The sequence below is a fragment of the Amycolatopsis sp. La24 genome (assembly GCF_029087445.1).
Lineage (GTDB): Bacteria > Actinomycetota > Actinomycetes > Mycobacteriales > Pseudonocardiaceae > Amycolatopsis > Amycolatopsis nivea.
The window spans coordinates 30,590-52,225 of the sequence record NZ_JARACH010000009.1 but is presented as its reverse complement, the minus strand read 5'-3'; the positions used below and the strand labels follow the sequence as shown (position 1 = coordinate 52,225).

At 70.4% G+C, this 21,636-nt stretch carries 22 protein-coding genes and 1 tRNA gene; 11 read left to right on the top strand and 12 right to left on the bottom strand.

Translation table 11 applies throughout. The annotated features are described in order from the left end of the window. The first annotated feature begins 8 nt into the window (after positions 1-8). On the top strand, positions 9-1,700 hold the full coding sequence (locus PUT80_RS12415) for an AMP-binding protein (protein ID WP_275292005.1): 1,692 nt from the start codon (positions 9-11) through the stop codon (positions 1,698-1,700). Between the two features lie 33 nt (positions 1,701-1,733). On the opposite strand, the gene PUT80_RS12410 is transcribed toward PUT80_RS12415, so the two are convergent. Further along, positions 1,734-2,522 (bottom strand): MBL fold metallo-hydrolase, encoded by a 789-nt coding sequence (locus PUT80_RS12410; RefSeq protein ID WP_275292004.1) that lies wholly within the window; start codon positions 2,520-2,522, stop codon positions 1,734-1,736. A 36-nt stretch (positions 2,523-2,558) separates the two neighbouring features. Between PUT80_RS12410 and PUT80_RS12405 the strand changes: the two genes are divergently transcribed. After that, positions 2,559-3,119 (top strand): TetR/AcrR family transcriptional regulator, encoded by a 561-nt coding sequence (locus PUT80_RS12405; protein ID WP_275292003.1) that lies wholly within the window; start codon positions 2,559-2,561, stop codon positions 3,117-3,119. A 46-nt stretch (positions 3,120-3,165) separates the two neighbouring features. On the opposite strand, the gene PUT80_RS12400 is transcribed toward PUT80_RS12405, so the two are convergent. The 5 genes from PUT80_RS12400 to PUT80_RS12380 form a co-directional block, all read right to left on the bottom strand. Further along, a complete protein-coding gene (locus PUT80_RS12400; protein ID WP_275292002.1) occupies positions 3,166-3,552 on the bottom strand; it encodes a hypothetical protein in 387 nt (128 codons plus the stop codon). After that, complete coding sequence (locus tag PUT80_RS12395; protein WP_275292001.1) at positions 3,549-4,145, bottom strand: DUF6461 domain-containing protein; 597 nt, start codon at positions 4,143-4,145, stop codon at positions 3,549-3,551. The genes PUT80_RS12400 and PUT80_RS12395 overlap by 4 nt, the downstream gene beginning before the upstream one ends. Before the next feature lie 200 nt (positions 4,146-4,345). Next, a tRNA-Pro gene (locus tag PUT80_RS12390) sits at positions 4,346-4,419 on the bottom strand. Positions 4,420-4,571: 152 nt separating this feature from the next. Further along, positions 4,572-5,342 carry an enoyl-CoA hydratase/isomerase family protein gene (locus PUT80_RS12385; RefSeq protein WP_275292000.1) on the bottom strand — a complete coding sequence of 257 codons (771 nt, stop codon included), beginning with the start codon at positions 5,340-5,342 and terminating at the stop codon, positions 4,572-4,574. After that, entirely contained in the window at positions 5,339-6,229 is an 891-nt protein-coding gene (locus PUT80_RS12380; protein WP_078870119.1) for a PaaX family transcriptional regulator C-terminal domain-containing protein, read from the bottom strand. The genes PUT80_RS12385 and PUT80_RS12380 overlap by 4 nt, the downstream gene beginning before the upstream one ends. Before the next feature lie 121 nt (positions 6,230-6,350). Between PUT80_RS12380 and PUT80_RS12375 the strand changes: the two genes are divergently transcribed. Further along, positions 6,351-7,988, top strand: a complete 1,638-nt coding sequence (locus PUT80_RS12375; RefSeq protein WP_275291999.1) for an ABC-F family ATP-binding cassette domain-containing protein — start codon at positions 6,351-6,353, stop codon at positions 7,986-7,988. Between the two features lie 13 nt (positions 7,989-8,001). Here PUT80_RS12375 and PUT80_RS12370 read toward each other — a convergent pair whose 3' ends face one another. Together PUT80_RS12370 and PUT80_RS12365 are read right to left on the bottom strand one after the other, a co-directional pair. Then, on the bottom strand, positions 8,002-8,865 hold the full coding sequence (locus PUT80_RS12370) for an NAD(P)H-binding protein (RefSeq protein ID WP_275291998.1): 864 nt from the start codon (positions 8,863-8,865) through the stop codon (positions 8,002-8,004). Between the two features lie 102 nt (positions 8,866-8,967). Further along, positions 8,968-9,915 carry a methionyl-tRNA formyltransferase gene (locus PUT80_RS12365; protein ID WP_275291997.1) on the bottom strand — a complete coding sequence of 316 codons (948 nt, stop codon included), beginning with the start codon at positions 9,913-9,915 and terminating at the stop codon, positions 8,968-8,970. 137 nt (positions 9,916-10,052) lie between these two features. Between PUT80_RS12365 and PUT80_RS12360 the strand changes: the two genes are divergently transcribed. Further along, positions 10,053-11,390, top strand: coding sequence for a lysine N(6)-hydroxylase/L-ornithine N(5)-oxygenase family protein (locus PUT80_RS12360; protein ID WP_275291996.1), 1,338 nt, complete (start codon positions 10,053-10,055; stop codon positions 11,388-11,390). A 20-nt stretch (positions 11,391-11,410) separates the two neighbouring features. Continuing rightward, positions 11,411-11,614, top strand: a complete 204-nt coding sequence (locus PUT80_RS12355) for an MbtH family protein (RefSeq protein WP_043831019.1) — start codon at positions 11,411-11,413, stop codon at positions 11,612-11,614. Positions 11,615-11,646: 32 nt separating this feature from the next. Here the strand turns inward: PUT80_RS12355 and PUT80_RS12350 are convergent, their stop codons facing one another. The 4 genes from PUT80_RS12350 to PUT80_RS12335 form a co-directional block, all read right to left on the bottom strand. After that, positions 11,647-13,410, bottom strand: coding sequence for an ABC transporter ATP-binding protein (locus PUT80_RS12350; protein ID WP_275291995.1), 1,764 nt, complete (start codon positions 13,408-13,410; stop codon positions 11,647-11,649). A 103-nt stretch (positions 13,411-13,513) separates the two neighbouring features. After that, positions 13,514-13,660 carry a hypothetical protein gene (locus tag PUT80_RS12345; RefSeq protein WP_167753936.1) on the bottom strand — a complete coding sequence of 49 codons (147 nt, stop codon included), beginning with the start codon at positions 13,658-13,660 and terminating at the stop codon, positions 13,514-13,516. Further along, positions 13,657-15,333: an ABC transporter ATP-binding protein gene (locus PUT80_RS12340; RefSeq protein ID WP_275291994.1), complete on the bottom strand. Its 1,677-nt coding sequence runs from the start codon at positions 15,331-15,333 to the stop codon at positions 13,657-13,659. The genes PUT80_RS12345 and PUT80_RS12340 overlap by 4 nt, the downstream gene beginning before the upstream one ends. Positions 15,334-15,439: 106 nt before the next feature. Beyond that, positions 15,440-16,330, bottom strand: a complete 891-nt coding sequence (locus tag PUT80_RS12335; RefSeq protein WP_275291993.1) for a hypothetical protein — start codon at positions 16,328-16,330, stop codon at positions 15,440-15,442. 43 nt (positions 16,331-16,373) lie between these two features. Here PUT80_RS12335 and PUT80_RS12330 point away from each other — a divergent pair, with 43 nt between their 5' ends. The 6 genes from PUT80_RS12330 (at position 16,374) to PUT80_RS12305 (ending at position 21,632) form a co-directional block, all read left to right on the top strand. After that, positions 16,374-16,874, top strand: a complete 501-nt coding sequence (locus PUT80_RS12330) for a DUF664 domain-containing protein (RefSeq protein ID WP_275291992.1) — start codon at positions 16,374-16,376, stop codon at positions 16,872-16,874. A 15-nt stretch (positions 16,875-16,889) separates the two neighbouring features. After that, positions 16,890-17,600: an MBL fold metallo-hydrolase gene (locus tag PUT80_RS12325; RefSeq protein ID WP_275291991.1), complete on the top strand. Its 711-nt coding sequence runs from the start codon at positions 16,890-16,892 to the stop codon at positions 17,598-17,600. Between the two features lie 391 nt (positions 17,601-17,991). Next, a complete protein-coding gene (locus tag PUT80_RS12320; protein WP_275291990.1) occupies positions 17,992-18,792 on the top strand; it encodes an ABC transporter permease in 801 nt (266 codons plus the stop codon). Next, positions 18,777-19,481, top strand: coding sequence for an ABC transporter ATP-binding protein (locus PUT80_RS12315; RefSeq protein ID WP_275291989.1), 705 nt, complete (start codon positions 18,777-18,779; stop codon positions 19,479-19,481). The genes PUT80_RS12320 and PUT80_RS12315 overlap by 16 nt, the downstream gene beginning before the upstream one ends. Then, on the top strand, positions 19,468-20,478 hold the full coding sequence (locus tag PUT80_RS12310; protein WP_275291988.1) for an ABC transporter substrate-binding protein: 1,011 nt from the start codon (positions 19,468-19,470) through the stop codon (positions 20,476-20,478). Before PUT80_RS12315 ends, PUT80_RS12310 begins: the two co-directional genes overlap by 14 nt. Beyond that, entirely contained in the window at positions 20,475-21,632 is a 1,158-nt protein-coding gene (locus tag PUT80_RS12305; protein WP_275291987.1) for an LLM class flavin-dependent oxidoreductase, read from the top strand. The genes PUT80_RS12310 and PUT80_RS12305 overlap by 4 nt, the downstream gene beginning before the upstream one ends. Positions 21,633-21,636: the final 4 nt, after the last annotated feature.

The window sequence follows — 21,636 nt, the reverse complement described above, 5'->3', positions numbered from 1 at the left end:
AGTCTCACATGGACCTCGAGACCTATCTCGACGACGTCCGCGCTCGCCAGGCCCGGGTACGGCCGGCGAACACCCCGGACCGCCTCGTGCTGCCGCTCGGCGAACTGAGCATTCCCGGGCACGTCGACCACTGGGCGCGGGAACGGCCCGACCAGCCCGCGATCGTCTACGAAGGACGGACGATCGCCTACCGCGAGCTCGCCGACCTGGTCGCCCGGGTCGCCGGATGGCTGGCCGCCGCGGGCGTGCGGGCAGGGGACCGGGTGGCGGTGGACCTGCCGAACTGCCCGCAGTTCACCGTGGCGATGCTGGCAGTCCTGCGGCTCGGCGCGGTGCACGTGCCGGTGAACCCGATGTTCCAGCGGGAGGAACTCGTCTACGAACTCGCCGACAGCGGCGCGACGGTCCTGGTCGCGGTCGACACCGTGCTGCCGGTCGTGGCGGCCGCGCTGCCGGAGACGCGGGTGCGGCAGGTGCTCGTGACGGCGCTGGGGGAGTTGTCGGCGGCGGGCGGTTCCCCGGTGCTGCCCGACGGTTTCGCCGCCACCGCCTGGGCGGAAGCGGCCGCGCACCCGCCCGCGCCGGAGCACCCGGCCGACCTGGACGCGTTGGCGGCCTTGAACTACACCGGCGGGACGACCGGTCTGCCCAAGGGCTGCCAGCACACACAGCGGCACATGCTCTACACCGCGGCGACGGCCGTGGCGGCGACCGGACACACCGTGGAGACCGGGTATGTACCGTTGTGCTACCTGCCGGTCTTCTGGATCGCCGGCGAGGATCTGGGAATCCTGAACCCGATCGTCCTCGGCGGCACGTCGGTGCTGATGACCCGGTGGGACGCGGAGGCCGCGCTGACGGCGATCGAACGGCACGGCGTGACGTCCATGGTCGGCACGGTGGAGAACTACCTCGAACTCCTGGAGCGCCCCGACCTCGCGGCCCGCGACCTGTCCAGTCTCAAGATGCCGATGGCGGTTTCGTTCGTGCGCAAGCTGACCCAGGACGTGCGCGCGGCGTGGCGCGAGGCCGTCGGCGCGCATTCGGTGCTTTGCGAAGCGGCGTACGGGATGACCGAGACGCACACCTTCGACGCGACGCCCTACGGCATGGCGGGCGAGGACCAGGACCTGTTGGCGGAGCCAGTGTTCTGCGGTGTCCCGATGCCCGGCACAGACCTCGCCGTGGTCCGCTTCGGCACGCTCGACCCGCTTCCGCTCGGCGAAGCGGGGGAGATCGTGGTGCGCAGCCCGTCGGTGATGACCGGTTACTGGAACCGCCCCGACGCGACGGCCGCGCAGTTGACCGGCGGCTGGCTGCACACCGGCGACAACGGCCGCCTCGACGAGAACGGCTGCCTGCACTATCTGGGGCGGGACAAGGATTTGATCAAGGTCAAGGGGATGAGCGTGTTCCCGGCCGAGGTGGAACTCCTGCTGTCCCGGCACCCCGCGGTCCGCACCGCCGCGGTCGTGCCCGCGGAGCATCCGGAATCGGGACAGGTGCCGGTGGCCTTCGTGAGCCTCGCCCCGGACGCGTCGGTGACCGCCTCGGACCTGCGCACGTGGGCGAAAACCGCGATGGCGCCGTACAAAGTGCCGCTGGTGGAGGTCGTCGGCGAGTTCCCGATGACCGCGACGGGCAAGATCCGCAAGACCGAACTCTCCGGCCGGGCGCAGCGCGTGGCAGACGAGCACTGAACCCGGCTCGGGTTTCGTTTAGGACGAAACCCCTTAGTGCCGGAGCGCCCACCGGCCAGGTTTCGTCGGAACCAGACGAGACCGGATCCCGGCTTCGGCGAACTCGCGCTCCAGATCAGCGAAATTCTCGCTGTAGACGGACCAGCCCTCGTGATGGACCGCGACGACCTGGCCGGCATCGAGCAACGCGGCCACGTCGGCGGCCCGGGCGGAGGTGAGAGTCAGCGCCCGCCCCGCGTTCTTGCCCGGCACCCGCGCGGCCCCGGCGTGCAGAACCGCGACGTCGATCCCGGGAAACGCGGCCCCGACCGCCTTGACCGGCCCGATGCCCGCGTTGTCGCCGCTGACGTACACCGTAGGCAGCCCGGCGGATTCCAGGACGAACCCGTGGACTTCGGTGTTGATGTTGCCGGCGTCGTCGCGCTCTCCGTCGAGAGGCCCGTGCTGCGCCGGAACCACGTGCACGCGCACATCCGCTATCCCGTGCATCTCGAAATCGCCAAGCCCGATCGCCGGAGCCCCGAGGCGCTCGGCACTCTGCCTGCCCGTGACGATCAACGGAGCGCTCCTGGCGAAAACTCGGCCCTCGCGGTCGAAGTTGTCCCAATGGAGGTCATGGCTGAGGAGAACCGCGTCCACCCTCCCCAGCGCGGCGGGCGAAACCGCCGGGCCCTCGGTTTTGCGGTACGCACCGTAATCGCCGGGCGGATCGAAGGTCGGATCGGTCACGAACCGCAGCCCGCCGTAGTCGATGACCGCGGTCGGTCCTCCGATAGTGCCGATCGCGAAACGGTGCCGGTCCGACGTGATGTCTTCGCTCATGCAGCCACCATACCTAGAGGTAGGTATGCTTGGAGCGTGAGCGACAACCGCACGAAGCTGATCGAGACGGGCGCGGAGCTGATCTGGCAGTCCGGCTACACGGCGACGAGCCCGCGCCAGGTGATGGCCGCCAGCGGGGTCGGCCAGGGCAGCTTCTACCACCACTTCCCGGCGAAGACCGACCTGGGAACCGCCGCGATCGCCGCGAATGCGAACGCCGTCGTCGCAGCTGCGGAAGCCGCCCTCTCCGGAACGGAACCCGGTCTAGCCCGGGTGCGCCGCTACCTGCTGGACGAGCGAGACGCACTGGCCGGGTGCAAGATCGGCGGTCTCACGTACGACCGCGCGGTGCTCGACGACCCGCGCCTGATCGAGCCCATCGGCGAGGCTTTCCGCCGGGTCGCCGAACTGCTCGAGCCCGCGATCCAGGACGCTCAGGAAGCCGGTGCCGTACGGGCCGACCTCCCGGCGGCGGAGCTGGCGACGATGGTGCTGTCAGTAGTGCAGGGCGGCTACGTCCTGGCCCGCGCCCGCTCGGACGCGAGCCTCCTTCGGCAAGCCGCTTCCACCGCGTACGCACTGCTCGCCCGCGGTTGACGTCAGGCGAACTCTTTTGTTCTCCGGCTTGGCACCAGGTGCGCAGCTACGAGAACAGCTCGGTGAGCCGATCAAGGAGCTGGCCGAATCTGTCGACGTCAAGCGGATCGTTCCACCCGGGCGCCTCCACGATGCCGGTGCCGTCGTCGACGCCGTTATAGAACATGAAGTCCGCCCAGCCGCCGGCGAACAGCACGATGATTCCCAGCTGCGTGCCTTTGGCGAGCTCGACACCGATCGAATCGGCGTCGGCGACCGTCGCGCGATCAGTCGTGATCCGGTGCGGCCATCCGTCGCACTCCCGCCAGGTGGTCTCGCCCGCGACAATGCCGAGCCTGCGCCAGCCGACCCGCCGTTGTGCGATCTGCTGCTCGGCGGCGTCGAGGTCGATGTTGTTGTCCACGAAGCCAGTCTGGCCGTGGTTCTCAATCATGGACCGTCCGGCAGCTGCCTGCGACGTCGCCGGGGAATCGCTCCGGCCGGAAGCGCGGCATCGAGCACGAGCGCCGTGTCAGCGACCAGGCCGGTCAGCGCCGCCGCCAGCCGGTACAGCCCGTGGCCCTCCACCATTGCCCCGCCGTCGGGGGAGATGCCGCAGGCCCGCATCTCGGCGACCAGACTGTCGGGGCGGCTTCCGGTCCGGACGGAGGGATGGATCGGGTCGAACTGGCACCACTGTTCGCCGTCGCGCCAGTAGCTGAAGTTCTCCATCCCCGATCCGGTGCGAAAAACCTGCACGACCTCACGCCCGCGGGACAGCGCGGCGAGGATCTCCGATTTGGTAGCCGCCAGGGATTCCAGCTCGACGACCACCGCCCACTGACCGTCCTGCGCGATGCGAATGCCGCTGTTGGTGCTGTCTGTCAGGTCGCCCAACGAGAAGGGCGTGGCCACTGTCCCGAACGGCTGCGCGGCGAGCACCCTGAAGATCTCGTCCAGGGACGCGTCCCGGACAAAGGTCAGGCACATCATGACCACCGACGGATCATTGGCCCAGCCGAAAGGTTCGTCCCCCACATCCGACACCCGGGAATGCTATCCGGCCCGCAACCCGCTTTTCCCATTGATCGGGGGAGAGGCCGGATCACCCTCCACATCGGACGCGACGGGGTCCCCATCTGGTACCCAAGCGGCTGCTGGGGACGTCGTGGGCAAGACCAAGTCCCCGCAGCAAAAAAGCCGCCCGACCTGGGTTCTCACCCAAGCCAAGCGGCTTGTTCGTCCGGTCGGGCTGACAGGATTTGAACCTGCGACCCCTTGACCCCCAGTCAAGTGCGCTACCAAACTGCGCCACAGCCCGGACTCCTCACTCCCCGAGGAACCCCTCGTGAAGTGCGATGCGACTACTCTAGCGGGTCCTCCAACCGCCTCTGCAACGAGGTCTCCTTTATCTCCTGACCTGCACAAACCGGCATAAAAACCGACCCCGGCGCAAGGGGCAGCGAAGCCGCATCAGCGGCCGCTGAACCGAGCCTTCCCCGGGCCCTCGGCGAGGAACGACTTCACCGCGCCCCGCAAGTCCTCGGTGTTGTACAGCTCTGCCGCAATGGCAGTCACGTGCTCGTTCGCCTCTGGCACCCCGCCGTGTTCGAAGTGCGCCAGGATCTGCTTCGTGGCGGCATGAGCCTGCGTCGGTCCCTCGGCGAGTTGCCGCGTGAATTCCCGGGCTGCCTCGTCGAAGCCTTCGTCTGGCAGGACCCGGTTGACGACGTTCCACCGCTCCAGCGTGGCGGCGTCGAAAGGAGTGCCGGTGAAGACGAACTCCTTCGCGCGGGCGACCCCGGCCCGGGCGGCTAGGCGTTGGGTGCCGCCCATGGTGGGGGTCAGGCCGACGACCTTCTCGACCAATCCGAACTTCGCGCGGGAGGACGCGAGCAGCAGATCGCAGGCCATCGCGACCTCGAAAGCCCACGTCAGGCACAGGCCGTGGGCGGCGAAGACGGTCGGGAACGGCAGTGCGGCAAGGCGATCCGGGAGGCTGAGCATCTCGTCGAACAGCACTTTGGCTTCGGCCGCAGAAGACTGAGCGTCGAAGAGCGCGACATCGACGCCGCCGCTGACGACGCGGCCTTCGGCGCGGATCAGGAGGGCTCGGGCGGGGGTTTCCTCCAGCGAGCCGATCGCGTCGAGAAGCGCGTCCTGCAGCGGCTTCGTGTACAGGTTGAGCGGCGGTTCGTCGATGGTGAGCACGGCGAGCCCGCCGTCGCGTTCCAGCCTCGTCATGCTTGCTCCTCGTTCGCGGTGAGTTCGTCCCAGTACGCCTGTGCGGCCGGCCGCCATTCCACGTGTTTGCGGTGGAACAGTTCGGCTGCCTTGGCTCCGCTCCAGCTCGCGGGCAGCAGCTCCGCGGGCAGCTGCGGGTCGAGGAACGGGAAACGCCGCCACTCGTGCACCAGTTCGGTCTGCGCGCGCAGGACCGCCTGCGCGCCCGAGGGCGACACGCCGGTGAAGCGGTCGATGAAGTCCTCGTAGCGGTCGGTCAGCTCGGACAGGTCCCACGACCGCGCGACCATGCTTTCCTGGTCGCCGATCGCGCCGTACTCGGCGGTGAAGGACATGGCCTGCGCTTCGAGGCCGAGCTCCGCGACGATCTTCTGCGCCTCGGGCTCGCGGCTCGGATCGGGGCTCACCCAGACGCCCGCTACCGGCGAACCGAAACCGGCCCAGGTGAGGCGGGTACGGAGGCGGTGGCGCAGGTCGCGTTTCGCCTCCGGCACCGAGACGATCAGCATCAGCCAGCGGTTTTCCCAGGCGTGCGCGTCGCGGCCGAAGGCGTATATGCGCTCGGCGCCCTCGGTGAGCAGCCGCCGCCCGGGCGGGGTCAGCGACCACCGGACGCGGCGGCCGATGCGCTCGGACACCAGCCAGCCCTCGCCCGCGGACCGGGCCAGCGCCTGGCGCGCGGACTTCTCCTCGATGTCGAGCATGCCGAGCGATTCGACCAGGATCGACGTCCACACCGGACGGTCGCGGGGCAGCACGTACTCGCCCAGCACGGTCATCAGCAGCGACCGCGCGCTGGCGTGGCTCACCTCGCGCCGCCTGCTGACGGTCGGCCGGGGAGCCCGCTGCTTCCCCTGTCCGAACGGGACCGGGGCGGGTTCCGCCATCGCTTTTCACCGACCTCACTGCTCTTGTTGGACCCGGCAACCCGCCCAGAGTACCCACTCGGAGTGACGGAGCCGACACGCGGCACGCTGCGCGCGGGCTCCCCGTAAACTCGGCTGCGATATGAGCGCCACACTCGTCGCGAAGGACCTGGCCGCGGGCCACGGTGACCGCGTCCTCTTCTCCGGTCTCGATCTCGTCGTCGCCCCTGGCGAGGTGATCGGGCTCGTCGGCGTCAACGGCGCCGGGAAGTCCACCCTGCTGCGGACGCTGGCCGGGCTGGCCCGCCCGGAATCCGGGGAGGTCCGGCTGAACCCGCCGACCGCCACCGTCGGGCACCTGCCGCAGGAACCGGAGCGGCGCGAGGGGGAGTCGGTGCGCGCCTTCCTCGCGCGGCGCACCGGGGTCGCGGCCGCGCAAGCCGCACTCGACGCGGCGACGGATGCGCTTACCGCGGGGGAGGACGGCGCCGACGACGCATACGGCACCGCGCTGGACCGCTGGCTCGCGCTGGGCGGCGCCGACCTGGACGACCGCGCCGGCGAGGTCGCCGCGGATCTCGGGCTGGCGGTCGACCTCGACCAGCCGATGGTTTCGCTCTCCGGCGGGCAGGCCGCGCGCGCCGGGCTGGCGTCGCTGCTGCTCAGCCGCTACGACATTTTCCTGCTCGACGAGCCGACGAACGACCTCGACCTCGACGGGCTCGCCCGGCTGGAACGGTTCGTCACCGGGCTGCGCGGGGGAACCGTGCTGGTGAGCCACGACCGCGAGTTCCTGGCCCGCACGGTGGACCGCGTGGTGGAGCTGGACCTGGCGCAGCAGCAAGTGAAGACGTACGGCGGCGGGTACGAGTCCTATTTGGAGGAACGGGCGGTCGCGCGGCGGCACGCGCGCGAGGACTACGAGGAATATGCCAATACCCGGGCGGCGCTGGAGGCCCGGGCGGGCATGCAGCGCGCGTGGATGGAGAAGGGCGTCAAGAACGCCCGCCGCAAGGCGACCGACAACGACAAGGTCGGCCGCAAATTCCGCAGCGAGGCCACCGAGAAGCAAGCCTCGAAGGCACGCCAGACGGACCGGATGATCGAGCGGCTCGACGTCGTCGAGGAGCCCCGCAAGGAGTGGGAGCTGCGGATGGAGATCGCGGCCGCTCCGCGCGCGGGCGCGGTGGTCGCGACGCTGCGGGGCGCGGTCGTGCGGCGCGGCGAGTTCACGCTCGGGCCGGTGGACCTGCAGATCGACTGGGCGGACAAGGTCGCCATCACCGGGGCGAACGGCGCGGGCAAATCCACGCTGCTGGCGGCGTTGCTGGGCCGGCTGCCGCTGGACGAGGGCGACGCCGCGCTCGGACCGGGCGTGGTGGTCGGCGAGGTCGACCAGGCCCGCAGGCTGTTCCTCGGCGACCTCCCGCTGGCGGACGCGTTCGCGCAGGAGGTCCCGTCGCTCGCCGACGCGGAAGTCCGTACCCTGCTGGCGAAATTCGGGCTCAAGGCCGCACACGTGCTGCGCTCGGCCGCGACGCTTTCGCCGGGCGAGCGCACCCGCGCGGCGCTGGCGCTGCTGCAGGCGCGTGGCGTCAACCTGCTGGTGCTGGACGAGCCGACCAACCACCTGGACCTGCCCGCGATCGAACAGCTCGAGTCCGCTTTGGACAGTTACCCGGGCACGCTGCTGCTGGTGACGCACGACCGCCGGATGCTGGACGCGGTTTCGGTGACTCGGCGGCTGGAAGTCGACGGGGGCAAGGTTTCCGAGCGCTAGAACGGAACCGCGGTCACTTCGGTGCGCCCGCGGACCACACGCCCGTCGCCGCTGCCCGCTTGGCGTAGTCGGCGAAACCCCTCGGCTCGCGCCCGATCGCGCGCTGGACGCCGTCGCTGAGGAAGCCGGTTTTCCCCCGGTGCAGCCATTCGAACGGGCCTGCCAGCATTTCCGCCGACGCCCGGTCGTAGCCGCGGCCGATCAGGCGGCGCACGTACTCCGGTATCTCCACCGGCATCTGCCTGATCTCCCGGCCGGTCGCCCTCGCGATCTCGGCTACCGCCTCCGGGAACGTCAGCGGTTCCGGTCCGGAAAGTTCGTAGGTCTGCTCCTGATGCCCGTCTTCGGTGAGGGCGGCGACGGCGACCGCGGCGATGTCGGTGGCGTCCACGAAGGGCACTGCGCCGTCGCCGACCGGGATCGCGACTTCGCCGTCGCGCAGTTCGGACAGTTTCGGGTCTTCCTCGAAGGTCTGCGCGAACCAGCACGGGCGCACGATCGTCCATTCCGCGCCGCTCTCGCCGGCCGCGCGCTCGCCGTCGATCACCGCCTGCGCCCAGGGGCCGTACGGGGTTTTCAGCAGGTAGTCCTCGCCGTCGTCGCCGCGGCCGGACAATGCCACGATCCGCCGGACTCCCGACCGCACCGCCAGTTCCGTGAACTCCGCGGGATCCGCCGTGCCGACCACGCCCCATACGTTGAGGTACAGCGTGTCCGCCCCGGCGAGCGCGGGCTGCCAGGTGGAACGGTCCGCCCAGTCGAAGCGGACCGGGCTGGACCGGGAGACGGGCCGCGCCGCGTGCCCCAGTTCCCGCAAGCGGGCCACCACGTGCCGGCCGACCTTTCCGGTCGCGCCCATCACCAGAACAGCGCTCATGCCGACAGGCTAGCGCTGCGAGGTAGGTAAGCTAGCCTAACTTGAATCTCGGCCTCGGACCCGGCTCGTCGCGGGGGTGGGGTCCGAGGCCGAGGGCGGCGGCTACGGACGGTCGGTGAGATACCCGCCCATGGTCGTGAAGTACTCCGCCGCCGACAGTTCCCGGTCGTCAGCCGTGCGGACGCGTTCGATCCGGAGCCCCGGCGACTGGCCGCGCCGTGCGTCCCGTCCGGCGACGATCACCACGCCCTCGCCTTCGCGGATGAAGATGCGGCCCGGGGTTCCGCCGTAGTGGCCGTCCGAAACCGAGGCGCGCACGATGCGCAGTTGCTCGCCGCGGTGGTAGGTGAAGGCGTTGGGGTACGGGTCGGATTGGGCGCGCACCAGGCGGTCCAGTTCCTCGGCCGACCAGGTCCAGTCGATGAGGCTGTCGCGCGGGGCGCGTTTGTGGAAGAAGCTCGCCTTGGTCCGGTCCTGCGCGATGGGGACCACCGTGCCGGATTCGATCAGGCCCAGTGCTTCGGTCACGAGCGGTTCGATGAGATCCACGGTGCGGTGGAACAGATCCGTGGTGGTGTCGCGCGGGCCGACCGCGACCGCGCGCTGGGCGACGATGTCGCCCGCGTCGAGTTCGTCGTTCATCATGTGCGCCGTGACGCCGACTTCCGGTTCACCGTTGATGAGCGCCCAGATGATGGGGGAGAAGCCGGCGTACGCGGGCAGCAGCGAGTCGTGCACGTTGAGGGTCCCGTGGCGCGGGAGGTCGAAGATCTCCGGCGGCAGCCAGGTGCGCCAGTTGTTCGCGACCATCAGGTCGAGGTCCGCCGCCTTCAGTTCGTCGAGCAGTTCCGCGTCGTCCGGGCGGGTGCGCAGCAGAGTGCGGATTCCGTGCTCCTCGGCCAGTCCGGCGACCGAATCGCTCCAGATCCGTTCGTAGGCGTGGTCGCTCGGCGGGTGGGTGACCACCAGCCGCACGTCCTGGCCTGCGTCGAGGAGGGCCTTGAGGGTGCGGTGTCCCCAGGTCTGGTAGCCGAACATGGCCACGCGCATCGGCGGTGCACCTTTCGTGGTCGGGACGAACATCACCCAGACAGTACTAGTTGAGGCTTACCTAAGTTAGGTTAGGGTTTCTTGAGGATTGGTCAGTCGAGAACGGTGATGCGGCAGTGCCGCGCTAGGGGACTTTCATGTCACGAGCAGGGGCCGAGGACAGCCGGGTGCCGGTGTACGACGTGGTCGGAGTCGGGTTCGGGCCGTCCAACCTCGCGCTCGCGATCGCCCTCGCCGAGCACAACGCGGGCTCGGGGGAGACGGTCACGGCGCACTTCCTGGAGCGCCAGCCCCGCTTCGGCTGGCATCGCGGGATGCTGATCGACACCGCGACCATGCAGGTGTCGTTCCTCAAGGACCTGGCGACGATGCGGAACCCGGCGAGCGCGTTCACCTTCCTGAACTACCTGCACGAGAAGGGGCGGCTGGTCGATTTCATCAACCACAAGACCCTGTTCCCGCTGCGCGTCGAGTTCCACGACTACTTCGAATGGGCCGCGGCGAAGGTCGACGACCTGGTGTCCTACGGCAGCGAAGTCGTTTCGGTCGAACCGGTGCACGACGGCGCCGAGGTCGCGTTCTTCGACGTGCGCGCCCGCGTGGACGGCGAAATCGTCGAGCTGCGGGCGCGGAACCTCGTCCTGGGCACCGGATTGCGCGCGAAGCTGCCGGACGGGGTCGTCGCCGGAGACCGGATCTGGCACAACAGCGAGCTGCTGCACCGCGTCGAGTCGTTGCGCGGCACGGACGCGCGGCGGTTCGTGGTGATCGGCGCCGGGCAGAGCGCGGCGGAGGTCGCCGCCTTGCTGCACGACGAGTTCCCGCGCGCCGAGGTGTGCGCGGTGTTCGCGCGCTACGGCTACAGCCCCGCCGACGACAGCGCGTTCGCCAACCGGATTTTCGACCCGGAGGGGGTCGATTCCTTCTACGCGGCAAGCGAACCGGTCAAGGAACGCCTGATGCGCTACCACGGCGCGACGAACTACTCCGCGGTCGACCTCGATCTCATCGACGAGCTGTACCGGCGGCGCTACCAGGAAAAGGTGCTCGGCGTGGAACGGTTGCGGCTGTTCAACGTTTCGCGTCCGGTCGAGGTCGCCGACCAGGGCACGCACGTGCGCGCGACGGTCGAATCGCTGGCGACCGGCGAGCGTTCGGTGCTGGACGCCGACGCGGTCGTCTACGCGACCGGCTACCTGCCCGCGGACCCGACGCCGCTGCTCGGCGGCCTGGCCGGTCACTGCCGCCGGGACGGCGAGGGCCGGTTGAAGGTCGAACGCGACTACCGGATCACCACCGACCCGTCCGTGCGCGGCGGGCTCTACTTGCAGGGCGGCACCGAGCACACGCACGGGATCACGTCGTCGCTGCTGTCGAACACCGCGGTGCGGGTGGGCGAGATCCTGCAGTCCATTGTGGACCGGCGGGCGGCCGGAGCGGATCCGGTGGAGTACGCGGTCAGCGGGATCCGCTGAGGCAGGGAAAGGACTGAGCGATGACCAATCCGTTCGAAAACCCCGACGGCGTTTACCGGGTCCTCGTGAACGACGAGGGCCAGCACAGCCTGTGGCCGGATTTCGTGGCCGTGCCCGACGGGTGGCGGACCGCCTTCGGACCGGACGCGCGGCAGGCCTGCCTGGACCACATCGAGCGCACCTGGACCGACCTGCGCCCGCTTTCGCTGCGCCGAACCTCCTGAAGGCCGTGCGGGGAACTCGACCAGGGTTCCCCTCACGGACGGTGGCTGCGCAGGCCGGACCAGGCGGTCCAGAGGGTGGCGTACCGGCCTCCGGCCGCGACCAGTTCGTCGTGCGTCCCGGACTCCACGACCACTCCGGCGTCCAGAACGACAATGCGGTCCGAAGCCGCCGCCTGGGTCAACTGGTGCGCCACGATCAGGCCAGTGCGGCCCTCGAGCGCGGCGGCTGCAGCGGCTTCCAGCGTTTTCGCCCCTGCGCTGCCGGCCTCGGCCGTCGCCTCGTCGAGGATCGCGACCGGCGGATCGGCGAGCACCAACCGTACGAGCGCGAGCTGCTGAGCCTGCGTGACGGTCAGCCGATGCCCGCCCTCGCCGACGACTGTCGCGAGCCCGTCCGGCAATGCCTCGACCCACTCGGCCGCGCCGACCTTGGCCAGTGCCGCCTGGAGGTCTTCGTCGCTGGCTTCGGGAGCGGCGAGGCGGAGATCGTCGGCCAGCGGCCCGCTGAAGACGTGCACTTCCTGGCTGATCAACGCGACCGCGCGCCGGGTGGCGGCCGGGCCGAGCTGGTCGAGCGGAACGCCGCCGATGGACACCGTGCCGCTGCTGGCCTGGTGGATCCCGGCGATCAGCTTGGCCAGCGTCGTCTTCCCGGCCCCGCTCGCCCCGACCAGCGCGATGCGTTCGCCCGGCGCGACCTCGAGGTCGACGTCGCGCAGCACCGGATGGTCGTCCACATAGGAGTGTCCGACGCCGGCTGCCTTCACTGAGGCGTCGACGGGACGGCCGACGCGGGTGGGTTCGGCCGGTGCGGGCAGATCCGCGACGCCGATCAGCCGGGACAGGCTCGCGGTGGCCGCCTGCGCGTCGTCGACCAGCGCGAGTGCGGTGTTGATCGGCCCGAACAGGCTGTGGAAGTACAACGCGGCCGCCGTCGCGACGCCGACCGTCGCGAGATTCGCGCCCACCAACAGAAAACCGGCCGCCAGTACCGCGGAAAGGCCGACGAACTCGGCGAGATTCAGCCGGCCGTAGAACCGGGTGGCGAGGCGGACTCCGCGCAATGCCAGCTCCACCGCGCCGTTAGACCGTTCGCGGACCCGGTCGACGTGCGCGTCCGCGAGCCGGAATGCGCGGACGGTTTTGGCACCGCCGATGGTGTCGAGAAGCTGTTGCTGCTGCGCGCCGACGGCGGTTCGCTGGGCGGCATACAACGGGGTCGCGCGGCGGACGTACCAGCGGACGGTGTGGAGCTGGATCGGGACCGCCAGCAGGGCGGCGGCGAGGAAACGCCAGTCGAGGATCGCCATCGCGACCAGGGTCAGCACGATCGTCAGCACCGAACGGGCGAGCGCGGGCAGCGCTTGCCGGACCGCGTCGGCGACGACGGAGACGTCGTTGGTGACCCGGGCGGTCAGGTCGCCGGAACCGGCTTTTTCGACCTGCTCCAGCGGCAGGCCGAGGGCGCGGTCGATGAACCGTTCGCGCAGGTCGGCGAGCATGGTTTCGCCGAGCCGGGCGAGCATCGAGACGCCGATGGCGGTGGCGACCGCGGACGTCGCGGCGACCAGGACCAGACCGGCGATCGGGTACGCGAGCGCGGCCGCGGGCTGCCGGGTGGCGACGAGGTCGACGACGCGGCCGAGCAGGGGAGCGGTGAGCAGGCCGATCGCGGTCGCGCCGACGACGAAGGCGAAGGACCCGATCGCGCGGGCTTTCGCTTGCCGCAGGAGGTCGAGCAGGACGGCCCGGATGCGCGGGCCGGGGGCGGTGGGGAGGAGTTCGCGTTGGGTCATGGGAGGACCGCCGTTCGGTGGGCGGGTTCGGTGTGGCCGAGTTCGGGGAGTGCGGTGACGACGATCGTGGTGCGGTGGGGGCGCGGTTCCGCGATGTGTTGGTTCATGAGAGGGCCGCCGTTCGGTAGGCGGGTTCGGTGTGGACGGGTTCGGGGTGGGTGCCTTGGGTGGTGATGTGGCCGTGTTCGAGGAGTGCGGTGACGACGATCGTGGTGCGGTGGGGGCGAGGTTCCGCGACGCGTTGGGTCATGAGAGGACCGCCGCTCGGTAGGTCGCGTTCGTGCGGACGAGTTCGGGGTGGGTGCCTTCGGCGGCGACCTGGCCGTCCTGGAGGAGTACGACCCGGTCGGTGACGGCGAGCAGCGCCGGGCTCGTGGTGACCACGATGGTGGTGCGGGTGCGGCGAAGTTCCGCGACCCCGGCGGCGATGCGGGCTTCGGTGACGGTGTCGACGGCGGTGGTCGGATCGTGCAGCACCAGGACCGGAGCTTCGGTGGCGAGGGCGCGGGCGAGGGCGACCCGTTGTCGTTGTCCGCCGGACAGGGAGCGGCCGCGTTCGGTGACGGTGGTGGCGGTGCCGGAGGGGAGAGTCGCGGCGACCTCGTCGGCGGCTGAGGCGGTGAGCACTCCGTCCGGGATGGCGGGCATGCCGCCGCGGACGTTGTCTTCCACGGTGCCTTCGAAGAGGTCTGTGTCGTGCGCGGCGACTAGGACGACCTCGCGGACTCGGTCGGGGTCCACAGTGGACAGATTCACCTCGTCGACGTGGACGGTGCCGGCGTGTGGATCGGCGAAGCGGCCTAGGCAGTCGAGGAGATCGGTGGCCGTGGCGGGGTCGGTGGTGACGATGCCGAGCAGTTCGCCGGGCGGGACGGTGAGGTCGAGTTCGTTGAGTTTTCCGTGCGATACCGCGGAAAGCTCAACGCTGCCTGTCGCTGGGGCGGGCAGTTCGCCGGTGCCGTCCGGGACTGCGGGAGGTGTGCTGAGCACTGCGGCGACTCGGGCGGCGGAAGCGCGGCCCTGGGCGAGTTGGCCATTGACCCAGGCGAAGATGGTGAACGGCGTCTGCAGGAACTGCGCCAGCCCGACCGCGGCGACGAGGTCGCCGACGGAGATCTCGCCGTTCGCGGCGAGCGAGCCGCCGAGGAGGGCGACGATCGCGATGAAGATCCCGGTGAGCGCGAGCAGGGCGCCGTTGTGCCACGCCTGCGCGCGAGCCGCGCGGATGGTCGCTCGCAGGGAATCCCGGCTGGTGCGTCGATACCGCGCGGTCGCCGCCGGTTCCGCGCCGATGCCTTTCAGCACGCGCAGCCCGCTGACCAGGTCGGCCGCGACCCCGGAGGCGTGCGCGGCGCGTTCCTGTTCCAGTGCGCTGCGCTTCTCCAGCGGTTTCCCGATGAGATGGGCGAGGAACAGCAGCGGCGGGGTGCCGAGAAGGACGAGCAGCCCGAGCGGCACCGACATCCGGAGGAGCACGACCGCGCTCACGACCAGCCCGGCGAGCGCGGCGATGCCGAACGGAAGCACCGCGTTGATCATCCCGACCCGGCGGGCGTCCGAGGTTCCGACGCTCACCAGTTCCCCGGCGAGCGCACCGTTCTCCGCGCCGCCGCGAGGATGCAGGACGCGACGGCTGACCGCGAGCCGGATCTCGTGCGCGGCCCGCTCGGACGCGCCCTCTGCGGCCCGCGCGCCGAAGCGGTAGCTGGAGGAGAGCACCAGGAAGACCACCGCCAGCACGGCCAGCCAGCCGAGGAGCGTCAGCACGGAGCTGTCGGCGACGGCCCGGTCCAGCACCACGCCGATCACTACCGGGACGAGCGCCTCGCCACCCTGGTGCCCCGCCGCGAGGACGGCTGCGGCGACGACGGATTTCCGTTGTCCGGCGATCGCACTGCGCAGGACGTCCCGGCCGGTGGTCATCGGCGCCTCCGTTCGTGCGGACGAGGCCGGTCGGGTCGCCGGTTCCTCCCTTTCGTCCGCTGGAGAAGGCTAGCCTAACCTTTCACCAAGACCGTGTCGGGCGGCGTCATCGGCGGACGTCGCGTCCCGCGGGCTCTGCTTCCGGCGGATGGTCTCCGACGGAGGCGACAGCCGGTTCGGGCTCGCCGAAGCGGGCCAGGGCCAGCGCGGCGGCCACGGCGAGGACGAAGCCGATCAGTGCGACCACGGCGAACCCGGGCCGGGTCCGGTCGCCCAGCAGCAGGACGCCGATCAGCGACGGCATGACCGTTTCGCCGAGCACCATCATCGCGGTGGCGGTGGTGACGCTGCCGCGTTGCAGTGCGGTGGCGAAGAACAGCATGGCCAGCGCGCCCGCCACCGCGACGACGTACAGCGCGGGGTCGCGCAGCAGGTCCAGCGGCGCGAGGCTCTGGATGACCCGGCCCGCCACCGCGACCAGTCCGAAGCACAGCCCGGCGACCAGCCCGAGCCCAGCGGTGCGTACGCGGTCGCCCGCGCGCCCGACAAGGAGACCGGCGATCCCGAGAACCACGGCGGCACCGGCGAGCGTCAGGCGGAAACCGAGGCCGACCTCGCTGGAACCTTCGCTTTCCGCGGACGAACCGAGCAGCGCGAGCCCGGCGACCACGACGCCGACAGCGGTCCATTCCCGCGCTCCGAGCCGGACTCCGAACACCCGCACCGCGACGGCCGTCACCGCCAGGCTCGCGGCTTGCGTCGCCTGGACCAGAAACAGCGGCAGGACGTGCAGGGCAGCGATCTGCGCGACGAAGCCGACGCCGTCGAGCAGCAGTCCGACGACGAACTTCCACTGCTTCAGCACCCGGAGCAGCAAACGCGGGTCGACCCCGGCGCCGCCCTCGTCCGGCGCGGCCTTCGCGGCCACCGCCTGCATCACCGAAGCGACGCCGTAGGCCACCGCGGACAGCAGCGCACACAGAAATCCCCACACCATGAGGCCGAGCGTATTCCTCTCCGGCGCCAGTAGGGTCGGGGCCATGGCGGAGGCAGAACGCGTCTGGCCGGATCCGCTCGACGGCGACGAGATGACCGTGCAGACGCGGTTCCTCGACTTCCTCCGGGCGACCGCGGTGCAGAAGATCACCGGGCTGACCCGGGAGCAGGCGGCCGCGGCGCCGCTGCCGAGTTCGCCGCGCACCAGCGCGCTGGGCGTGCTCAAACATCTGACCGCCGTCGAGCGGTGGTGGCTGGTGATCGAGGCGGGCGGCTCCGACGAGCCCTCGCTCTGGCCGGGCTCGCCGGACCCGAGCTGGGACTTGACGCCGGAAGACGACGTCGCCAAGGTCGTCGCGGCTTACCGGGCGGAAGGGGAACGGGCGGCGGCAGCGCTGGCCGGGCTTTCGCCGGAGGACCGCACGCGCCGGTCGGGGGAGTTCACCGTCCGCTGGGTGCTGGCGCATGTCGTGCAGGAGACCGCGCGGCACGTCGGGCATCTCGACGCGCTGCGGGAACTGGCCGACGGCTCCGTGGGGGAGTGACGTTACGCTGCGGGCATGGCAGACCAGCTCTACTTCCGCCAGTTGCTCGCCGGCCGCGATTTCGCCGTCGGGGACCCCGTCGCGACCCAGATGGTGAATTTCGCTTACCTGATCGGGGACCGCGAATCGGGCGAGGCGGTGCTGGTGGACCCCGCGTACGCGGTGGGCGACCTGGTCGAGACGCTGGAAGCCGACGGGATGCGGCTGACCGGCGTGCTCGCGACGCATCACCACCCCGACCACGTCGGCGGCGACATGATGGGCTTCTCGCTGCCCGGGATCGCGGAACTGCTCGCGCTGCGGCCGGTGCCGATCCACGTCAACGCGCAGGAAAGCGAGTGGGTGCGCCGGGTGACCGGCGTGTCGGACACCGACCTGCGCGCGCACGACCACGACGACGTGGTGACGGTCGGCTCGATCGACATCCGGCTGCTCCACACGCCCGGGCACACGCCGGGCAGCCAGTGCTTCCTGGTCGGCGACCGGCTGGTCTCCGGGGACACGCTGTTCCTCGAAGGCTGCGGCCGGACCGACTTCCCCGGCGGCGACGCGGACGCGATTTTCCGCAGCCTGCAATGGCTGGCGACGCTGCCCGGCGACCCAGTGGTGTACCCGGGACACCAGTATTCGCCAGAGTCTTCGGCGTCGCTGTCCCGGGTGAAGAGCTCGAATTTCGTGTTCCGGCCCCGATCGCTCGAGGAATGGCGGATGATGTTCGGCGGCTGAGCCGGCCCGCCGCCGGTTCGGCTCTGTGGAGAGTGCTTGCTGTGCCTGGAAAAAGTACATGGTGATCTTGTACCCCACGGCACCGACAATTTCGTGACGCCCGCGCGCCGGTGTTCGGCAGCGGACCGGGAAACCCGTCCCGGATCCCGGGCACAAGGCTGCCCGTCCGGTGAACAAAACCCGTACACCGCCGCGCGGATTCCAGTGCGTGAGAGCCGTCCGGCCCCACATTGACTTCACCCGTCCGGGGATCGAAGCTCGGGGACATGAAGCGCGGCGTCCTCCTCGTGTGCCGCCTGCACGTCGACCTCCGGCAGCAGGCGAGCGCGGTCTGTCCGGCCCGCCGCTGAATTCCTTTCCCTGAACCGAAAACCCCACCCGGGAGAAATCCGTGTCGATTTCCACCACGGGCGTGCTGCCGCGCGCCGAAACGGCCGTGCCGAAGCGCGCGCCGCGGCGGCTGCCGTCGCTGCGCCGCTGGATCAGCCCGGTCGCACTGGTCGCGGCGTGGCAGATCGCCAGCTCGACCGGCGCGTTGCCGCCCGACAAACTCAGCTCGCCCTGGACTGTCCTGCAAGCCGGAGTCGACGTCGCGCGCAGCGGCGAACTCGGCAGCGCCTTCGCGGTTTCGCTCGGCCGCGTCGGCGCGGGATTCGCGCTCGGGGCGCTCGCCGGACTACTGCTCGGGGCCGTCGCGGGGTTGTCCCGCTGGGGTGAGGCATTGGTCGATCCGCCGGTGCAGATGCTGCGGACCTTGCCGTTCCTCGGGTTGATCCCGTTGTTCATCCTGTGGTTCGGGATCGGCGAAGAGACCAAGATCTTCCTGGTGGCGCTGGGCGTGGCGTTTCCGCTGTACTTGAATGTCCACTCGGGAATCCGCACCGCCGACCCGCAACTCGTGGAAGCCGCGCGGGCACTGGGATTCACCCGCTCCGAACGGCTGTGGCACGTCGTCCTGCCAGGCGCGTTGCCGCAGGCGCTGGTCGGGCTGCGGCAGTCGCTCGGGGTCGCGTGGCTGGCGCTGATCGTCGGCGAGACGGTCAACGCGGACGCCGGGATCGGTTATCTCATCAACAATGCCCGCGAATTCCTGCGCACCGACGTCGTGGTGGTCTACGCCGTGCTGGGCCTCATCACCGACGCGCTCGTCCGGCTGCTCGAAAGGAGGGCTTTGCGATGGCGAGCCCGGTAGTCGAGGTCCGTGACCTCGCGAAGAAATTCGGCGACCGCACTGTCCTCAACAGACTGAACCTGGACATCGGCCGTGGCGAGTTCGTGGCATTGCTCGGGCGGAGCGGGTCCGGGAAGTCGACGCTGCTGAAGGTGCTGGCCGGGCTGGACCAGGAGATCGAGGGCACGGCCACCGTGGACGGCACGGTTTCCGTCGCGTTCCAGCAGCCGCGGTTGCTGCCGTGGCGCAAGGTCTGGCGCAACATCGTGCTCGGCCTGCGTCCGGACAACGACCGCGCGGTCGCGGAGAAAGCGCTGGCCGAGGTGCGGCTGGCGGAGCATGCCGACAAGTGGCCGCTCACGCTGTCCGGCGGTGAGGCGCAACGGGTTTCGCTCGCCCGGGCCTTGGTCCGCGAGCCGGATCTGCTGCTCCTGGACGAACCGTTCGGCGCGCTCGACGCGTTGACCCGGCTGGCGATGCACCGGCTCGTCGAGGACCTGTGGCGCATGCACGAGCCCGCCGTGCTGCTGGTGACCCACGACGTCGACGAAGCGCTCGTGCTCGCCGACCGGATTCTCGTCCTTGGCGAGGGCCACATCGTCGCCGAACACGTTCTCGGCCAGCCGCGTCCGCGGAAGGCCGCCGACCACGCCGAGGTGCGCAGCCGCGTCCTGGCCGATCTGGGAGTGACCGAAGGTGCACTTGCGTAACGTCCTGGCCGCAGCGCTTCTGCTGACCGGGCTCGCCGCCTGCTCGTCGTCCGCTTCGGACGGTCGCGCGCCGGTCCCCGTCGCGGTTTCGCCCGCGGAGCTGAAGAAGGTCACGCTGCGCGTCGGCGATCAGAAGGGCGGGGTGAAATCCCTGCTCACCGCGGCGAATCAGCTGACCGGCACGCCCTACCGGATCGAATGGTCCACGTTCACTTCCGGGCCGCCGCTGCTGGAGGCGGCTTCGGCGGGAGCGATCGACGTCGGCCGGGTGGGCAACACGCCGCCGATTTTCGCGGCCGCGTCGAAGGCGAAGATCTCCGTGGTGAGCGTGGCGAAGAGCAATGTGGAGCGGGAAACCATTCTGGTGCCGCCGGATTCGCCGCTGACGGATGTCGCTTCCCTGCGGGGAAAGACGGTCGGTGTCGCGAAGGGAAGTTCGGCGCACGGGCAGCTGCTCAACACGCTCAAGAAGGCTGGTCTCTCCACCAAGGACATCAAGATCTCGTTCCTGCAGCCGTCCGAGGCGTTCGCGGCGTTCACCCAGCACCAGATCGACGCGTGGGCGATCTGGGATCCCTACACCGCACAGGCCCAGATCGACGCGCACGCCCGCGTGCTCGCCGACGGCCGCGACGCGTCCAACGGGCTCGCGTTCGAGACCGCCAGCACGACCGCGCTGGCCGATCCGGGCAAGAACTCGGCGATCAAGGATTTCGTGCAGCGCGTGGTGAAAGCGCAGCTCTGGTCCAATTCGCACCCTGACGAATGGGCGCGCGCGTGGGCGGCGGAGACCGGGTTGAAACCGGAGGTGGCGAAGAAGGCAGTCTCCGCCGGAAGGGACCGGCCGATCCCGCTGGACGATGCCGTCGTCGCGTCCGAACAACAGCTCTCCGACGCGTTCACGAACGAGGGCACGCTGCCCGGGAAGGTCGACTTCGCGGCGTTCGTCGACCGCCGCTACGGGCCTGACATCGAGGCCGCGAGGAGGAACGGATGAGCCTGAAACTGCACTGGTTCCTGCCGACCACCGGGGACGGCCGGACGATCGTGGAACGCTTCCACGCCAGCAAGTCCCAGGGTCCGAGTGCGCAGCGACCGGCGGATCTCGACTACCTCGCGCAGGTCGCCCGCGCGGCCGAACAGCTGGGTTTCGAGGGCGTGCTGACCCCGACCGGCACCTGGTGCGAGGACGCCTGGCTGACCACCGCCGCGCTGATCCGCGAGACGAGCAGGCTGAAGTTCCTGGTCGCGTTCCGGCCGGGCGTCATCTCGCCGACGCTCGCCGCGCAGATGGCAGGCACCTTCCAGCGGCTGTCCGGCGGCCGGGTCCTGCTGAACATCGTGACCGGCGGCGACGCGGTCGAACAGCGCCGGTTCGGCGACTGGCACGACCACGACGCCCGGTACGCCCGGACCGACGAGTTCTTGTCGATCGTGCGCGGCGTGTGGTCGGGCAAACCGTTCGACTTCGCCGGCGACCACCTGCGCGTCGAAGGAGCCACGACGCTCGCCGCGCCGGATCCGGCGCCGCCGCTGTACTTCGGCGGTTCGTCGGCGGCGGCGCTCCCGGTCGCCGCGCGGCACGCCGACGTCTACCTGACCTGGGGCGAACCGCCCGCGCAGGTCGCGGAGAAGATCGGCAAGGTGCGGGAACTGGCTGAGCAGCAGGGGCGCACGGTCCGGTTCGGCGTCCGGCTGCACACGATCGCGCGCGACACGTCGGCGGAGGCTTGGGCGGAGGCGCAGAAGCTGCTGGACGCGTTGAGCCCGGAGCAGATCGCGAAGGCGCAGTCGCAGCTGGCGGCGAGCGAGTCGGTGGGGCAGCGGCGGATGGTCGCGCTGCACGGCGGCCGGGCCGGGACGACGGCGCGGGAGCTGGAGATCCATCCGGCGCTGTGGGCCGGGATCGGCCTGGTGCGCGGCGGCGCGGGGACGGCGCTCGTGGGGAGTCATGCGGAGATCGCGGACTTGATCGAGGAGTACCGCGAGGCCGGGGTCTCGGAGTTCGTGCTGTCCGGGTATCCGCATCTGGAGGAGGCGTACTGGTTCGGCGAGGGGGTGCGGCCGGAACTGGCTCGGCGCGGGTTGCTGGACGAGGGACCGGTGGCGGTGCGGGCGGTGCCGGGGGAGCGGGCGGTGGCTGCTCTGTAGGGGA

What these genes read in the sequence shown, in the direction of transcription:
- PUT80_RS12415 (WP_275292005.1), top strand. Translation starts at nt 9, where the DNA reads ATGGACCTCGAGACCTATCTCGACGACGTCCGCGCTCGCCAGGCCCGG.
- PUT80_RS12410 (WP_275292004.1), bottom strand. Translation starts at nt 2,522, where the DNA reads ATGAGCGAAGACATCACGTCGGACCGGCACCGTTTCGCGATCGGCACT.
- PUT80_RS12400 (WP_275292002.1), bottom strand. Translation starts at nt 3,552, where the DNA reads ATGATTGAGAACCACGGCCAGACTGGCTTCGTGGACAACAACATCGAC.
- PUT80_RS12385 (WP_275292000.1), bottom strand. Translation starts at nt 5,342, where the DNA reads ATGACGAGGCTGGAACGCGACGGCGGGCTCGCCGTGCTCACCATCGAC.
- PUT80_RS12380 (WP_078870119.1), bottom strand. Translation starts at nt 6,229, where the DNA reads ATGGCGGAACCCGCCCCGGTCCCGTTCGGACAGGGGAAGCAGCGGGCT.
- PUT80_RS12375 (WP_275291999.1), top strand. Translation starts at nt 6,351, where the DNA reads ATGAGCGCCACACTCGTCGCGAAGGACCTGGCCGCGGGCCACGGTGAC.
- PUT80_RS12370 (WP_275291998.1), bottom strand. Translation starts at nt 8,865, where the DNA reads ATGAGCGCTGTTCTGGTGATGGGCGCGACCGGAAAGGTCGGCCGGCAC.
- PUT80_RS12365 (WP_275291997.1), bottom strand. Translation starts at nt 9,915, where the DNA reads ATGCGCGTGGCCATGTTCGGCTACCAGACCTGGGGACACCGCACCCTC.
- PUT80_RS12360 (WP_275291996.1), top strand. Translation starts at nt 10,053, where the DNA reads ATGTCACGAGCAGGGGCCGAGGACAGCCGGGTGCCGGTGTACGACGTG.
- PUT80_RS12355 (WP_043831019.1), top strand. Translation starts at nt 11,411, where the DNA reads ATGACCAATCCGTTCGAAAACCCCGACGGCGTTTACCGGGTCCTCGTG.
- PUT80_RS12350 (WP_275291995.1), bottom strand. Translation starts at nt 13,410, where the DNA reads ATGACCCAACGCGAACTCCTCCCCACCGCCCCCGGCCCGCGCATCCGG.
- PUT80_RS12345 (WP_167753936.1), bottom strand. Translation starts at nt 13,660, where the DNA reads ATGACCCAACGCGTCGCGGAACCTCGCCCCCACCGCACCACGATCGTC.
- PUT80_RS12340 (WP_275291994.1), bottom strand. Translation starts at nt 15,333, where the DNA reads ATGACCACCGGCCGGGACGTCCTGCGCAGTGCGATCGCCGGACAACGG.
- PUT80_RS12335 (WP_275291993.1), bottom strand. Translation starts at nt 16,330, where the DNA reads ATGGTGTGGGGATTTCTGTGTGCGCTGCTGTCCGCGGTGGCCTACGGC.
- PUT80_RS12330 (WP_275291992.1), top strand. Translation starts at nt 16,374, where the DNA reads ATGGCGGAGGCAGAACGCGTCTGGCCGGATCCGCTCGACGGCGACGAG.
- PUT80_RS12325 (WP_275291991.1), top strand. Translation starts at nt 16,890, where the DNA reads ATGGCAGACCAGCTCTACTTCCGCCAGTTGCTCGCCGGCCGCGATTTC.
- PUT80_RS12315 (WP_275291989.1), top strand. Translation starts at nt 18,777, where the DNA reads ATGGCGAGCCCGGTAGTCGAGGTCCGTGACCTCGCGAAGAAATTCGGC.
- PUT80_RS12305 (WP_275291987.1), top strand. Translation starts at nt 20,475, where the DNA reads ATGAGCCTGAAACTGCACTGGTTCCTGCCGACCACCGGGGACGGCCGG.